The sequence below is a fragment of the Chryseobacterium sp. G0201 genome, from assembly GCF_003815655.1.
Lineage (GTDB): Bacteria > Bacteroidota > Bacteroidia > Flavobacteriales > Weeksellaceae > Chryseobacterium.
Genome location: NZ_CP033917.1, coordinates 3,735,904 through 3,750,952, shown reverse-complemented (window position 1 = coordinate 3,750,952; position 15,049 = coordinate 3,735,904). Strand labels below are relative to the sequence as shown.

Genomic DNA, 15,049 nt, shown 5'->3' with positions numbered 1-15,049 from the left:
ACTTTTAATTTATAAATACATCTTTACCGGTAATTTTCACTTCGCTTGTCACGATCATTCCAGGGCTTCCTTTGGCTTTTCCTACATTAGTGGTGGAGGTTCCTTCAACATTTACTGTTTTAGATTTCACGGTAATACTTTCGCCATCTATTGTTATAGTACTGCTTCCAACTTTTAAAATAACCTTTGAAGTTCCACTCAGATCTATAACACCATCATCGCCCATAGTTAATACACTTTGACCCTTTCCAACGTTCGTAGAATGCTTATTTCCCGCAGTTACATGATGACTGCTATTGGCACTTGTTGCTGCATTTCCGTTACCGTCAAATTTCATATTGGCACCGCCCTGATCGGTCAGGAATACAGACCCCTCTCCATCATTTAATTCAAGCTTGTTTCCGCTTCGGCTGCTCAAACTTTTCACGTTATTATTTTGTCCGCCCCCGCCACCAACTCCACCGTGAAACATTCCGCCCATTACAAACGGTCGGTCGGGATGTTGATGAACAAAATTAACGATGACCTGATCTCCAACTTCGGGAACAGCCATAAAGCCACGGTTTTTACTTACCTTATCACTGCCTCCGGCATCGGGCGTCATCACGCGGATAAATTCTGATATGCTATCTCCGTTCTGCCAGTCAAACTTTACCTGCACTCTCCCCTGGTTTTGTGGATCGGTATTAGATATAACTTTTGCAAATTGTGGTTCTGCTTTAGGTACATGAAACTCCGGACGAGGGATAAAACCGGTATCTGATGCAATCGCTTCAAACGTTCCGGTATAGTAACCCCTTGCATCTACTTCATGATTAACATCTATAATCATAAGTTTTGTAAAGTAGCTGGTTTCGTTACTATCCGATTTACGCATTTCAATATCTGCAATGCAACCTGGGTATAAAAATGGAATAGTAGAAGTTCCTGAGGTTATAAAAACTTCTGAGGCTTTACTACCGGCGGTACCTTTTTGTGAAGCATCAATATCCATAAATGAAGATGCTTTTATAGGCGCTACCCTTAAAGAAGGTGTCGAAAACGTTTTTTCTGATATTTCGTAAGCACGTTTTGCAATGTCTGATGTATGGCTGATTTTTGAATTTCCAGTTTCTAGTTTTTCATTTTTGCTGCTGTTATAACCATAAAAAGTAGGATTTACATGTTGCACGTTCATCATAATATTTACATCATTTACAGTGCTGCCATAAGTAAGCTTAACAGGCTTTTCCTGCGGTGGCAGTTTCCCGAAATGCAATACTTCACCGTCATAGAAGAACTGCTCGCCATAAGCTTCGGCTATTCTTGCCAGATAATTATAATGGGTTTCTTCATATTGCGAGCTATAAGAGATATTTCCATGCTGTGCATTTACCCTGAAGTCAAATTTGCTTGCTCCCAATCCTTCTTTGATTACCTGATCTGCAAGGCTGTTGAGACTGATTTCCTGTTTGCCACCAAAACTTTGAATATGAGGCGCAGCATCCAGCAAAATAGTAGGGCTAAAGCCGTGAAGAAGAATATTCCCTAAACTGCCTTTTTCCTGACTGAAACCAACTTGTGTAATCACGCCAACAAAATTCCTTTCTGGGCCATCTTCTACATCTTTATATTTAAAAATTACGGTAATTCGTTTTCCCAAAAAATTTTGGGCCTCTTCCAAATTATGATTTTCAGCACTGCCCAATGTATCATGAGCCAGCATCAAACTGAATTCATGGTGTTTTACAGCACTCTGTTTTAATTTGAAATGTTTGAAATGCTTTATTACCTTACCTTCAATGACAATTTCTAGCTTAACCACACGGTTAATCCCTAAAATTTGATTTTCGGCAATCGCCTTGGCATTATGTATTTTGGAGACAGGCTGATTTTTCCAAACTTTATCTGGTGTTATGGATGGATTGTTGGGCTGGATGACCTGATTCATAAACATATTGGAATATGTTTGTGCCTGGTTTATTGTCTGCCCGGTCTTCTGAACTTTATCGGATAATTTCTGATCTATTTTATTTAAAGTTTCTTTTCCAATATTTTCAGTTACCTGTTTGATTGGATCAGAACTTTGGCCAAGTTTAGGAACTTGATCTTTTGATGATTTACTATTTTGAAACATCGCATAATTTTTTCTGATTGTGTTTATGTGCAAGGAAATTAATCCTTAAAATATAATTGCAGTACAGATTATACCCGTAATAATGGCTGCATATTTAATTGAATTAGCTTAATTTTCATAGGACAAAAAAACCAGGATAAACCCTAAGCGAGTGAATCTGTAAGTATCTTGATTTTGTCTTTTGATTGTTGAGCTATTGGTTTCCAGGCGGGGAGCCTTCTTAGTCCGAACATCAGGGGCGATATTTTTTGACTAATTATAAAACTCAAGGAGTAAATCATTTGATAAGACTGTTGATTGTACTCCTGTTCAGATCTAAATTACTTTTTAGTTTATCATAATTTTAAAACTTTTAACAGTTAATATTTCGTGCTATGGTGATTTTCGTAATAAAGATAAACTATATTTTTAAACCACTCCATTTTTTTAGTAATATTTGAGATTCTGTAGTAATTCTACTACTAACAGCCGTTAGGTCAGTATGATGATGGTTTAACACCCAGTTTAACGAAACCAGAAATATCATAGATTAAAAATCTTTTTTAGTGTATTTAAGATTAAAAAAATCATGATCAGGGACCGAAAATGATTAAAATTTCTAATTCATTTTCATTCTGGGCAATCCAATTTCATGTTCCTGCGGATAAGAATGGTTGGAAAATCTACTTATACCATAACCAGCAGGAGATAACAATCACACCCTAAACTGGATTTCTGCAAACCGTCTTTACAAATCTTACATTATTCCGAGATGGAAAGTTGTCTAATATAAAAGGAATGTAAATAAAATATCTTGATAGTACTTCGCTCATCATGTAGCGTTTTAAAATAAACTATCGCTTAATAATTAAACCTTATTGACCTTTCAAAGTGAAAAATTTGCTTTTAGCAAGATCATTCTGCCAGGCAATTCATAAGTGCTACTTGTTTGAGTCAATTCAAGTAAACTTCTTGTTGAATAATGCTCAATATTTAGAATGTTCTTTGCTGTCCCTTCAAGTTCTAGCCGCGATTTAAATAATCTGTATTTTATTTTAGCATCAAGAAAATTATAATTTAGTGATTCGCTGCCAGACTGGTTGTAATGAAAAAAACTGTTTTCACAAGCCAATGTTAGCTGATCAAATAAATTATAAGAAAGCGCAGCCTTATAAGTGAGTTGCCCTGTTTTCAAGGGATTTGCAAAATTACCATTGACTACTGTACGATACCTTGACAAGTTAATATTATAGCTTAGGCTGATTTTCTTGCTTAAACTACTTTCTATGTTTAGCTCAGTCATTGGAATAATAACATTTACCGGAACCAATATATTATTCTGAAATTGACTACTTGTGCTAATCTGGTAGCTTAAGTTAGCGGTCAAAGTTGAATGTAATGGATATATATATTTGCTCATCCTCCCGTTTATCAACCAGCTACTTGTATTATAAGGTATGGGTATCATAACATTTTTCTGAAAATTATTGAAGTATAACTGAGACTGGATATTATTATTGTGAACCTGGCTGAATGCGACAAAGACACTTGTAAAAAACATACTTATTGATTCCTTATAATTGTATCCAAGAGCAACAGATTGATTGCGTTGCTGTGAAATTGTTCCATCATTAGCATTTAGATTTCGGAAGCTGGAAAGTACATATCCTCTGTAAAACTCATTAATCGTTCCAATGTCACTTCTCATACTATAGGTCAGTGAAAAATCACTTTCCTTTCCAACATAGTATTTCAAAAGAAAGTAAGGATTGAAGAACAATCGTTTTAGAGAGGGTTTATAACTATAGTTGGTATCAGTTAAATTCATCTGTTGGTAACTAACCGGCAATTGCAGGCTAATCTTCGCTTTTTCGAAAATCCAATCATAAGACGCCTCGCCATATACTTTTAATTTTTGCCAAGTCAAATTATTTCGGGAACTATCGATTGTGCCTGATAAGATAGATGGAGAAAGTTGCGATAAAAGAACCTGGTTTTGATAAGAGATACCTGTTTTATAGCTCTGGGTTAATTTTCCTTTTGGAATTCTGTACAAAAAATAACTGTTAGTGAACCAGGAGGGAATATGCGCTGACTGCATTAAGTAAGAGAATGGCACCCCCTGATTAAATATTTCAGGGTAGATACCTGGTTCGAAATTACTTTGATCCTTAATGCTACTCCGGTTGAAATAACTGTATATCTCGTAAAGATTACTTTGCTTCGTATACCTCATCAGGTTAAATTCATTGGAAATATCAAGCCGGGTATTCTGTAGTTTTTGTGAAAAATCTATACCACTTGAGATGTTTGAAATATTATCAGCATTACTTTTATTGAAAAGAAAGCTATTACTCAAATAGTACTTATCCTTATTTAGCAAATAATTAAAGTTGACATTCCATGCTCTTGATGTCAAATGCGTGTTCTGACCGTCCCTATAAATAACCGTTTGTGAGGGTAGAATAATCTTAGTTATACTGGAATAATCACGGTTTTCCTTATCAAAGGTCGTGTAGGCATTTATTTTCAACTGTTCATCTTTCCTCAGATTTACCAGATTATTGACATTAAAGATAAAAGAATTATTGCGCAGGTATTTATCACGGCTCAATCCTGCTGGAGCATATGAGGGCAAAAAAAGTAATGGCTGTGGTTTATTGTTATCAATTCTTTTTTGATAGTCTCCAGTATTATGGGCTATGAGATCTTCAGAGAGATCCGTGGCTGTATTATTTGCCTTTAAATAGTTTATTCCCTTAAATTTCCCCGAGAACATCATCGCATTCATATCTGCGAAATACAGATCCTTGACACCCGCACCAATGGTTTCATTTCCAATAAGCCTCAGTTTAGCACCATCACTTATTTTCAGGTTTATTGCGACTTTATCACTCACCACTTTATCTTTTAACATCTTTACTGGCTGATGATTTTGCAGCACCTCAACCTGGTTCACGATCCCGTTGGGAATTGACTTTGTTGCAATGTTATATTTATCATCTAAAAGATCATCTCCATCAATATAGAGGTTGGAAATTGATTTACCGTTAAATGCGATTTTACCTTCTTTGTCCACAGAAATACCAGGCATTCTCCGCAGGACATCACCTATCACACGATCATTATTATTACTAAAATCAGATGTCTTATAGCTTATTGTATCCCCTCTTACTTTTAATACTGGTCTTATGTTTTTGACATTTATCGTCGCAAGCTGGTTAGCGTTTTCCTTTAAATGGAATTCGTAGAACAACTGATTCTTATGCAAATTGACAACCTGCTTATCATAACTTAAAATACTGGCTTCCAAGATCAGAGAATCTAACGAGATCCCTGGTGGTAAAATAATCGTAAAGAAACCTTTATCATCCGATGATTTAAATGCCAGTATGATGTTATTCCTTTTTAACATCAGTGAAACATCAGAAAGCGGCTTATTTAAGCTATCAGTAACCTTACCAGACAAGGATTGCGCAATGGCGTTATAACTCAAACTTAAACCAATAAGTAAAAGGAAAAATCTCACAGCCTATTAATTTAGCAATTCTAAAGGATTATTTATCGGCGGTTTTCGGACGTACTTATTAGGCGGTACGATGCTTTTGATTTCAGGCATTAGCGCCTTCATATATGAAATAGGATCATCTAAAAAAGCATTTTGCATTTTTTTATAGTTGGCCTCTGTAGTGACAATACGGTCTTTCGGCAGTTCAATAAACACCGTTCCATTCTTAAGCTTCTCAAAACCTGTAAACTCAAATTTAACCTGTTTTTTCTGATCTACAGCACTGATAATCAAACCAGGCAGTCCATTTAGTTTCCATGGCCCTGCTTTAAAAGGAATATCAGGACAGAACCATGCATCATAAATCCTTCCTTTCCATTCGCCACGGGCTTTCTGACATTTCAACCCAGAGATTGTCATGGTATCAGGGTAGATTGTCCAGTCAATAATAGGATATGTTATTGGATAATAGTAGTTTTTGATTAGCACATCCATTTGATGGGCCTTTTTATTTTTATGATCCAAATATATTTGAGTTCCTACTCCAACTGGAACAGTACTCCCAACTGGCCCCCCTTTCATTTTCCTCATGTTCGCTAGCATAATAGAATCATGAACCATCCTTGTCCGGCTTTTAAACCCACTTAATGAAGGGCCTAATAGCAATATCATGTCATTTTCCGTCATTTTCGAGATATCTATTGTGTCTCGATAATGCGTAAACCTATAACTTACTCTGGCAATTGCAGCCTCTTTGGTCTGCCCACATAGATTTAATGCCGAGAATAAAACTAAAAATAGCATATAAAATTTTCTCACATTCATTGTTTTAAAAATAGTCAATTCCAGTTAATTAATTATAATAAAATTGTATGTAACTTTCTAACAGAATGCGTTGTTAAATGCGATAGACATTAACACTAACGCTTCGTTACTAAGCTCCTTTGTTGTCTTAATACTTACAATGTAACCACAGTCCAGCAAAAATGCTGTATAGGCAACGTCCTCCTGTTTTTGAAGAGCTTTACTCTCCATTGATTTTATTTTTTTTGAGCTTTTATTTTCAGTGATCTTCACTGAGCTCAATTTACTAAAAGTGTTATCAATACCTGATTTTTTGGTACTGGCCGATGCATGTATCCCTGCGGATGCCATAACTGCAAATGTGATTGCGAATAATAATTTTTTCATGATTTTTGATTTTATGGTTTGTGGAATTGACTATTTTTAGTTTGTTGTATTGTATAAGAATATCCTTAGAAGTAAAAAGAAGGCTGCCAACTCCTTTTTTATTTAAACATTACATACTTACGCATGCCGCCTCAAAAGAGGCCCAAATTGCAATCCTGCTAAAAAAGTCCGGCTCAGGCACACCGTCGGCTACCGTTAATATCCATGGCCCGCAAGAGGTAATAAAAGTGTACACATGTGGTAGTTCCATTTTTTTCATAGTAAACTTCAAATTACTCGGTTTAACTACGGACACCGTGTTAAGTTTATCACTAACGGTCTTTCCATTAGGTTTTGCTGCAAATGCTGATCCCGCCATTGCAGTGAAGATTAATAAAGAAAATAGTAGTTTTTTCATGATTTTTTGATTTAAAGATTAATTATTGTTGTGGAGTTGGCATTACCTCTAATGAGCCTGAATCGTTACTATTAAACTGCCTGTTTGTGTATTATACCCAACAGTCATCTTGTATAGTTTCAATTTAAAAATTCTGGCATCATTGTTTTTTTTGCTAACAGAAATCTCCTCTAGCGATTTGTTAAACCACACAGAAACCTCTGCGCTGATATATTTATTCAATAACTTAAAAATATTAACTGGAAAATTCTGCTTTACTAAAGCTTGTTTTTCTTCTATCACTATAATATTTATCATCTGAACAATGTCCCCTGCTGAAAAAACCTGCATGCCCCCCTTATCAAAGTTTACATATTGGTAATGGCTTTTTCTCACCATTTTACCCGACTTAAACCTGATGCCTGGATTTTGCTGTTGAATTCCAGAAACGAACTCGCTTACCTTAGGCAAATGTTTCTCCTGTAAAGGTTTGTGGTACATTGAAATCCTTTTTTCCGAAGACGGGAAAAACAGAAGAGTTACCATTGCCATCATAATTAGATTCAATATACTTTTATGGATCATAGTCATATTTATTTTGCAAGCCTGTATTTTCAATTGCTAATTTTAAGACTTTATATCAACAATCAAAGGCACTAAAAAAACTGTTACACCAAATGCTATTTTACACGGACATACCAACCCCATATAGTTGACCAATTCCCCAAAAAAATATAAAAGAAAATTGGCCGGTTCAAAAAAAAATGGTCAAAACAAGTGTTTTGTATAGGAGAAAAGATGCTTAAATATTCGCAAAAATTGTTTTGAGCCCATCGACTTGCTGATTTATGATGCCATTTTACCGAAAAATCAGTATTATGATTGTCGGGCTTTTTCGCATGCATATATGGCTTAGTATAACTTAGATTCACCAAGTATTAAATGCATCACCGATCCAAATGGTTTCTTTTTTCATTCGGCAGATGTACCTATAAAGAATAGGTTTTGTCCTTATAAAACCATGTTTGGTTTATTATTTTTGGACGTTATGATTTGAAATGATACATTTATGCATAACTAAATAATACAAACTATACTATTATGAAAAACAAAAAATTAGAAAAGAAGGTTAAATTCATCTTTAAAAGAACTAGTTCTGCAATTTTGAACAAAGCACAAATGCAGAAAATTAATGGCGGAAATTCAACAAACGATGGAGACCTCTCTACCTTGCCGGGGTGTGCAGAACAAAAAACAAGTTTTGGTGGAACTATAAACGATTAACAGCAGTTCTCATCCACTACATTTATTATTTTCTTTATAAAATACTATGCGTTTCTGTTTTAAAATTTGCATTCTATTTGCGCTCGTAACAAACTCAATTTCTTTAAAAGCTCAAAACTGTAGGTGTGCTGACAACTTTAACTTTGTTGTTGATAGAATTAAAAAAAATTATCCAGGTTATCATGATAAAGTCAATACGAACAATAAAATAAAATTCGACAAATTTACCGATAGTCTTTTAAAGAAAGCTTTTTTGGCAAAGCCCTATCAATGCGCTCCAATCTTAAGAAGCTGGCTCTCTTTCTTTAAAGATAATCATATTGGGATTAGTTATAACGATGGCAAGTATACAGATAGTGAAATCAGAAATTATTATGATGCAGAGGAAAAAACCACTTGGTCCGAACCACTATTCATTTCTTATCTAAAAGGACATGAGAGCCTGGACAGTCTCGAGGGAATCTGGAACAATTATGCCGGTACATACCAGATCGGCATCGTTAAAGACAAAGCAAGCAAAAACGATTTTATTGGCTTTATAATTAAACCAGATGGCATTCGTTGGAGTAAGCAACAGGTAAAACTCAGAATTGAAAAAAAAGGTAGCATGTACAGCCTGAAATACTTTCGGGCGAGTGATCATTCTATAAACCCGCTTTCGTTCAGTAAGATTAAAGATACCCTCAGTTTTGGAACAGGTCTTAGCGCAAAATGGTATAAAAACGATGTGACTATAACTCAGGTCACTGCTTCACAGAATAAGGAATCAGCCCCTCAGTTTACAGCTCTAGATGACAAAACCTGCTTGTTTACAATGCCTTCCTTTGCATCTTTAGACTATGTTAGCGCTATGAACGACCTCTTAAAAGAGAATTCGGACAGGCTCCAAAGATGCGAACATTTAATCATTGATTTGAGGAACAATTCGGGAGGATCAGTACTGGTTTATAAAAAACTTTTACCCTATATCTACACTAATCCAATTTTAACCGAGGGTGCAAATGTACTTGCAACGCAAGATAATATTCAGGATTACTACAGTCAAATCCCTAATAACATCCCGGACAGCATGAAGCGTATATTCGAGAAAAATCTAAATACGCTAAAATTACATGTAGGTACGTTATACCCTCTATACCCCATAGACACCATTACGCTACCTAAAGTATTTAATAACCCTAAATCGGTTTCACTCATTGTAAACAGGAATACCTCAAGTGCTGCCGAACTTTTTATAATGGAGGCTAAACAGAGCTCAAAAGTCAAAGTTTACGGCACTAATTCCTCAGGAACGATAGACTATCTTGAAGTTGTAAAAGCTAATATACCTTGCGGCTTTTACAACTTAAATTACCCTGCTGCCAGGTCGCTTCGCTTACCTGATCACCCGATGGATAACATTGGAATCAAACCTGATATCTTAATTCCACAACAAACCGGTGACTGGATAGAATTTGTAAAAACCTATAAGGATAAATAAAATCAGTGAAAAACAACCATAAAATCATTTTATATCATTTCCTTTTCTGGCTGATTTATGTTGGCTTAGGTACACTTCTTGAATATGCACAGAATCCGCAAGGATATCTCTTCAGCTTGCCCGATGTTTTCTTTTCTCAATTTCCAAATATATGTACCGTATACATGTGTATTTTCGTGTGTACCAAATTTGCTAGTCCCTTAAAGCCATTCTTGTTAACTTTTGGAATTATTTTAGTTTATATTTTCTCGTTTATTCATTGGTACATCACCGGTTATTACATCAGGCCCTACATCAGAGCGAACGGTTCTCCGACCCCTCCATTTGATTTTTTACATTATGGGAGTTCAGTATTATGGGTATTCATCCGATATTCCATCTTAGGTTTTGGCTATTACTTCGCAATTGAAGGTATTAAATATCAAAAAAGATTGCGTTTGATTGAAAAAGAAAAACATGAAGCAGAGTATGCGTTCTTAAGAGCTCAAATTAATCCGCACTTTCTAAACAACACGCTGAATTTCTTTTATGCAAAATCATTACCCCTCTCTGAAAAATTAGCAGATGGGATCATGACCCTAAGTGAGATCATGCGTTATTCCCTTGAGGTTGACAAAGATGACAAGACTGCATTAATCGATGATGAAATCGCTCATATACGGAATGTCATTACCATCAATCAGTTGCGATTCAATCATAAATTGCAGATAGATTTTCAAATTCATGGCGAAACCAATAGTGTCCGCATCATTCCATTAATTCTGATAACAATTGTAGAGAATATTTTGAAACATGGCGACTGCGATAATAAATTGAATCCTGTAAAAGTTAATTTGGACGTTTCAGCAAAAGACGGGACCATCAATTTGAAAACCTATAACAGAAAGAAAAAAGGGCCTAAAGAACTTTCCAGTGGCATTGGTATGGAGAACATACAAAAACGGCTCAAACATCATTACGGAAAATTTGCTTTGCTGATTATTCATGATACTGAAATTGATTATTCAATAGAGTTATCTCTTCTTCAATCTTTTTCTGCTGACCAGAAAGCAAATATTAAAGTGACTGATCTTCCGTCTTCCATTAATCATTCTATAGCAATTAACCCCCATTAACCTACACCATGATAAATTGTATCATTGTTGATGATGAAGAGCATGCGATAGAGGTCATCCAACATTATCTAAAGTCAGTTGCTCAATTCAATCTGCTTGCCAGTTTCACTAACCCTACAGAAGCCATAACTTTTCTCAGCGGCCAAAGGGTAGATCTAGTATTTCTTGATATACATATGCCTGAGCTTTCGGGGATCGAATTTATTCAAACTTTACAACATACCAAGTATCACTTTATACTAACTACAGCCTATCGGGAATTCGCCACAATCGGTTTTGATCTCGATGTAGTTGATTATCTTGTTAAACCCATTCCACTATCGCGCTTTTTACAGGCAATTACAAAAGCTCAAAAGATTATTACTGCAGAACACACTAAACGGTCTACCGAATCTTTGGAAACAGACTATTTCATGGTAAAATCTCAGTTAAAAGGTAAAATCATTAAAATAAACATATCGGATATAGATTATATTGAAGGCATGAAAAACTATGTAGCTTTTCACCATAGTGGTACACGAACACTTGCTTTAATTACCATGAAAGAGGTTGAAGAGCGATTACCGGAAAAGCATTTCATGAGAATCCAAAAATCATTTATCATTGCCCTTAATAAGGTAGTTGCGCTTAACGGCAATCAGGTTGTACTGAAAAACATTTCGACAGAAATTGCGATTGGGGAAACCTACAGGAAACAGTTTTTAGATACCATAAAGAAAAAGCTTATTGTATAATGATATTTTATATTTATATGATCGCTCTTGCAAGTGTTACTTTTTTATATCCATATTTATATTTCTTCAAACATATACAGTCAAAAAACGTCTTTTTTTTATTTCGATTAATAATAATTACGCATAATAAAAAGCTCATAGTTAAATCAGCTAGATATTTTACAGCCTTTTAAAGGTAACATAAAACTGTTTTTCCTTGACCAATTCTATTTTATCATTCTTCTAGGCAACCCTATCTCATGCTCCTGTGGATAAGGTAACCTGTGCGTCATGCTTACATTCTCCTTAATCCGTTGATGTGCTTCATATTGTTTGTCGCTATCATAAGCGTACCTCGGGTCAGGAATAAACGGCATTTTTTCCATTTTAATAATGGTAATGGTTGGAAAATGAAAATCTACTTCCACGGTTCCAAGTAGTAGATAACAGCCCCCACCCTTAAACGGGTATTTTTCGAGGCAATCGGGAAAATGGGCGGTATCAAAATAATTGCCTTCTGCATCAATCCATGTTCCGAAATACATGGTTCCCCTTTTGGTAGGGACGTGTTTACGTGAAATCAGGTACGCCAGCATCTTAATCTGTTTCTTATGATATTGTACAAGATTGTTGGCCATTACCGAACCCCTGTACTTTGTGACCAGCAGATCAAAAGGGTTACAGGAAACAGGAAAATCCAAAAGTTCAATTTCATCAAAGGCATCCTCGAAAACTGCTCTTTTGAGTTCAGGAAACTGATATTCTTTTACGGGTTCCTCAAACAATGCCGCCATCCTTCTTTCCGGCTTAAAATCGTTTAGCAGCATTCTGGCTTCCAGCAGAAGTTCATTTTTTTGCTTTCCTGTAAATCGGAAAGCCCCAATAAATATCAGGATTTGCATGGCAGCTACCCCTATTGGAATCCGTTTAATAAAGTCTTCCAGTGATTTAAAACTACCATTTTGATTTCGCTCAGCGGTAATCAATAAAGCTGTTTTAGTTTCCAATGCTTGAAGGTGCATAAAGCCTAAATACACATCCTTTCCGTACAGTGTTGTTTCCCAGTCACTTTTATTGACACAAGGGGTCAAGATATTAGCACCCGACATCCGTGCTTCGTGAACATAAACCTCTGTGCGGTAAAACCCACCTCCATTGTTAATCGCTGCAACCATAAATTCTATCGGGTAGTAAACTTTGAGGTAAAGGCTCTGGTAACTCTCAACCGCGTAGGATGCAGAATGTGCTTTACAAAAAGAGTAACCCGCAAAAGACTCAATCTGCCGATAAACCTCTGTACTTAAATTTTCTGGATGTCCAAGCTTCTTGCAAGATTCAAAAAAATGATCTTTTACTTTTTGTAGGGCGGCTAGTGACCTGCCCTTGCCACTCATGGCCCTGCGTAAAACATCTCCATCTGCAGCCGGTAGTCCGCCGTAATGCAAGGCAATCTTAATCACATCTTCCTGGTACACCATAATCCCGTATGTATCCCCTAACTGCTGTTCGAACACAGGATGGAAATATTCAAACTGATCGGGATTGTTGTGCCGGAAAATATACTCCTTCATCATTCCGCTCTGCGCAACCCCAGGCCGGATGATTGAGGATGCCGCGACCAGCACTTTATAATTATCGCATTTCAATCGTCGGAGCAGACCACGCATGGCGGGCGATTCGATATAAAAACAGCCAATGGTTTTACCCTGGCTCAAAAATTTATTGCACTCCTTTTCATCTTTGGAAAGGTGGTTATCTCTTATGTCAACATCAATCCCTTTATTTGTTTTTATGAGTTTCACAGCATCATTGATCGTACCAATACCCCTTTGCGATAAAATATCAAATTTCTCCAGTCCTATATCCTCTGCAACATGCATATCAAACTGAACAATAGGAAAACCCTTTGGCGGCATCTCCAGTGCGGAGTAATTGGTAATTGGCTCTTCTGATATCAGTATCCCACAGGCATGCATACTCCTTTGATTAGGAAATTTCTCCATCATCTTTCCATACTTATAAACTTGCTTGACCACAGAATTTTTATCATGGTTTGCTTCAGGCTGAGTAGCCAGCACATCCAATTCTTCTTTCGGTAAACCGAATACTTTTCCAACCTCTCTAAAAATAGATTTGTATTTAAACTCAACATTTGTTCCGCAAAAGGCCACGTGGTTCTTGCCATATTTTTTGAAAATATATTCCAAAATAGTATCACGTTCCTGCCAGCTCCAGTCAATATCAAAATCGGGTGGCGTTTTCCGGTTCAGGTTCAGGAACCGTTCAAAATACAGATCAAGTTCTATCGGACAGATGTTGGTAATACCCAGGCAATAACTAATAATACTATTGGCTCCACTCCCCCTTCCAATGTGCATAAAGCCCATTGAATTGCTGTATTGTACGATATCCCAGGTAATCAGAAAATAACCGCAAAAATTAAGTTCATCTATAACTTTCAATTCTTTCTCCACGCGCCTGTTGGCAACATCGTCATTTAGCCCATATCTTTCTGCCAGCCCTTCATAAGCTAACCGGGTAATGAGTTTCAGGTCCTCTTCCTTGCTTCCGGTATAGTGTTTTTTATTTCTTGGAGTGGAAAACGCAAATTCAAAACTACACCCGTCAAGAATATTTTTGGTATTCTCAGTAATCTGTGGATAGTCTTGGTAGCGGTTCAAGAGTTCATTTAGCGGCTTTAAAACCTCATCTTCTTTGCAGTATTGGTGAGATTCCAATTTTGTTCCTATTGTATTGAAAGCAATACCCCTTAGTACACGGTGAAGGTTATATTCCTGTTTCGTTTGAAAGGTAACAGGCTGCAAAACCACCATTTTATGCAAGAGGCTTTTCCATTCCGCACGGTATAAAAGATTCAGTTGCTCAGGCCGGATTCCAATGTATTCGTTCTCTGAAAAGATTTCGGGTATATTTTCAACCGGATAAATAGTGATTACATTTTTAAAAATAGGATTGGTTTTTGGCAGTGGAATATTATCACAGTTAAAAGAGGTCAACATCTGGTTGATCTCCGCTATACCTTCTGCACTTTTGGCCAGCGTAATATACAGCAGTTCATCATCCTCTCTGATTTCCATGCCCACAACAGGTTTTATATTTGCCTGCTTACACAATTTATAAAACTCATAAATAGCTGTGACCGTATTAATATCGGTCAGGCATATTGTTTCCAGTCCCAATTCCGAAGCAGACTGTACCAAGGCTTCTACAGAAATTGTTCCGTAGCGCAGGCTGTGGTAAGTATGGCAATTAAGATACATAACAAT

The 15,049-nt window shown here is 36.3% G+C and carries 11 protein-coding genes; 4 read left to right on the top strand and 7 right to left on the bottom strand.

Translation table 11 applies throughout. The features are described from left to right. Positions 1–4: 4 nt before the first annotated feature. The 6 genes from EG348_RS16780 to EG348_RS16755 form a co-directional block, all read right to left on the bottom strand. Positions 5–2,116 carry a type VI secretion system Vgr family protein gene (locus EG348_RS16780; protein WP_123984122.1) on the bottom strand — a complete coding sequence of 704 codons (2,112 nt, stop codon included), beginning with the start codon at positions 2,114–2,116 and terminating at the stop codon, positions 5–7. 865 nt (positions 2,117–2,981) lie between these two features. After that, positions 2,982–5,624 carry a TonB-dependent receptor gene (locus tag EG348_RS16775; protein ID WP_123984121.1) on the bottom strand — a complete coding sequence of 881 codons (2,643 nt, stop codon included), beginning with the start codon at positions 5,622–5,624 and terminating at the stop codon, positions 2,982–2,984. 6 nt (positions 5,625–5,630) lie between these two features. After that, complete coding sequence (locus tag EG348_RS16770; protein ID WP_228414880.1) at positions 5,631–6,407, bottom strand: GLPGLI family protein; 777 nt, start codon at positions 6,405–6,407, stop codon at positions 5,631–5,633. Between the two features lie 78 nt (positions 6,408–6,485). After that, a complete protein-coding gene (locus tag EG348_RS16765; protein WP_123984119.1) occupies positions 6,486–6,794 on the bottom strand; it encodes a hypothetical protein in 309 nt (102 codons plus the stop codon). Positions 6,795–6,903: 109 nt separating this feature from the next. Continuing rightward, positions 6,904–7,191: a hypothetical protein gene (locus EG348_RS16760; RefSeq protein WP_123984118.1), complete on the bottom strand. Its 288-nt coding sequence runs from the start codon at positions 7,189–7,191 to the stop codon at positions 6,904–6,906. Between the two features lie 48 nt (positions 7,192–7,239). Continuing rightward, on the bottom strand, positions 7,240–7,755 hold the full coding sequence (locus EG348_RS16755) for a hypothetical protein (RefSeq protein WP_123984117.1): 516 nt from the start codon (positions 7,753–7,755) through the stop codon (positions 7,240–7,242). Positions 7,756–8,271: 516 nt separating this feature from the next. Here EG348_RS16755 and EG348_RS16750 point away from each other — a divergent pair. The 4 genes from EG348_RS16750 to EG348_RS16735 are packed head-to-tail and all read left to right on the top strand — an operon-like array spanning position 8,272 to position 11,783. Further along, positions 8,272–8,454 carry a hypothetical protein gene (locus EG348_RS16750; protein WP_123984116.1) on the top strand — a complete coding sequence of 61 codons (183 nt, stop codon included), beginning with the start codon at positions 8,272–8,274 and terminating at the stop codon, positions 8,452–8,454. A 46-nt stretch (positions 8,455–8,500) separates the two neighbouring features. Then, a complete protein-coding gene (locus EG348_RS16745) occupies positions 8,501–9,934 on the top strand; it encodes a S41 family peptidase (RefSeq protein ID WP_123984115.1) in 1,434 nt (477 codons plus the stop codon). Positions 9,935–9,939: 5 nt separating this feature from the next. Beyond that, positions 9,940–11,049, top strand: coding sequence for a sensor histidine kinase (locus EG348_RS16740; protein WP_123984114.1), 1,110 nt, complete (start codon positions 9,940–9,942; stop codon positions 11,047–11,049). Between the two features lie 8 nt (positions 11,050–11,057). After that, positions 11,058–11,783 carry a LytR/AlgR family response regulator transcription factor gene (locus tag EG348_RS16735; RefSeq protein ID WP_123984113.1) on the top strand — a complete coding sequence of 242 codons (726 nt, stop codon included), beginning with the start codon at positions 11,058–11,060 and terminating at the stop codon, positions 11,781–11,783. 206 nt (positions 11,784–11,989) lie between these two features. On the opposite strand, the gene EG348_RS16730 is transcribed toward EG348_RS16735, so the two are convergent. Further along, the gene (locus EG348_RS16730; protein ID WP_123984112.1) at positions 11,990–15,043 is read right to left on the bottom strand and encodes a DNA polymerase III subunit alpha; all 3,054 of its coding nucleotides are present in this window, start codon (positions 15,041–15,043) and stop codon (positions 11,990–11,992) included. Between the last annotated feature and the right edge of the window lie 6 nt (positions 15,044–15,049).

Bases quoted from the DNA above. Each gene is read 5' to 3' on its own strand.
- EG348_RS16780 (WP_123984122.1), bottom strand. From the start codon at position 2,116: ATGTTTCAAAATAGTAAATCATCAAAAGATCAAGTTCCTAAACTTGGC.
- EG348_RS16770 (WP_228414880.1), bottom strand. From the start codon at position 6,407: ATGCTATTTTTAGTTTTATTCTCGGCATTAAATCTATGTGGGCAGACC.
- EG348_RS16765 (WP_123984119.1), bottom strand. From the start codon at position 6,794: ATGAAAAAATTATTATTCGCAATCACATTTGCAGTTATGGCATCCGCA.
- EG348_RS16760 (WP_123984118.1), bottom strand. From the start codon at position 7,191: ATGAAAAAACTACTATTTTCTTTATTAATCTTCACTGCAATGGCGGGA.
- EG348_RS16755 (WP_123984117.1), bottom strand. From the start codon at position 7,755: ATGATCCATAAAAGTATATTGAATCTAATTATGATGGCAATGGTAACT.
- EG348_RS16750 (WP_123984116.1), top strand. From the start codon at position 8,272: ATGAAAAACAAAAAATTAGAAAAGAAGGTTAAATTCATCTTTAAAAGA.
- EG348_RS16745 (WP_123984115.1), top strand. From the start codon at position 8,501: ATGCGTTTCTGTTTTAAAATTTGCATTCTATTTGCGCTCGTAACAAAC.
- EG348_RS16735 (WP_123984113.1), top strand. From the start codon at position 11,058: ATGATAAATTGTATCATTGTTGATGATGAAGAGCATGCGATAGAGGTC.
- EG348_RS16730 (WP_123984112.1), bottom strand. From the start codon at position 15,043: ATGTATCTTAATTGCCATACTTACCACAGCCTGCGCTACGGAACAATT.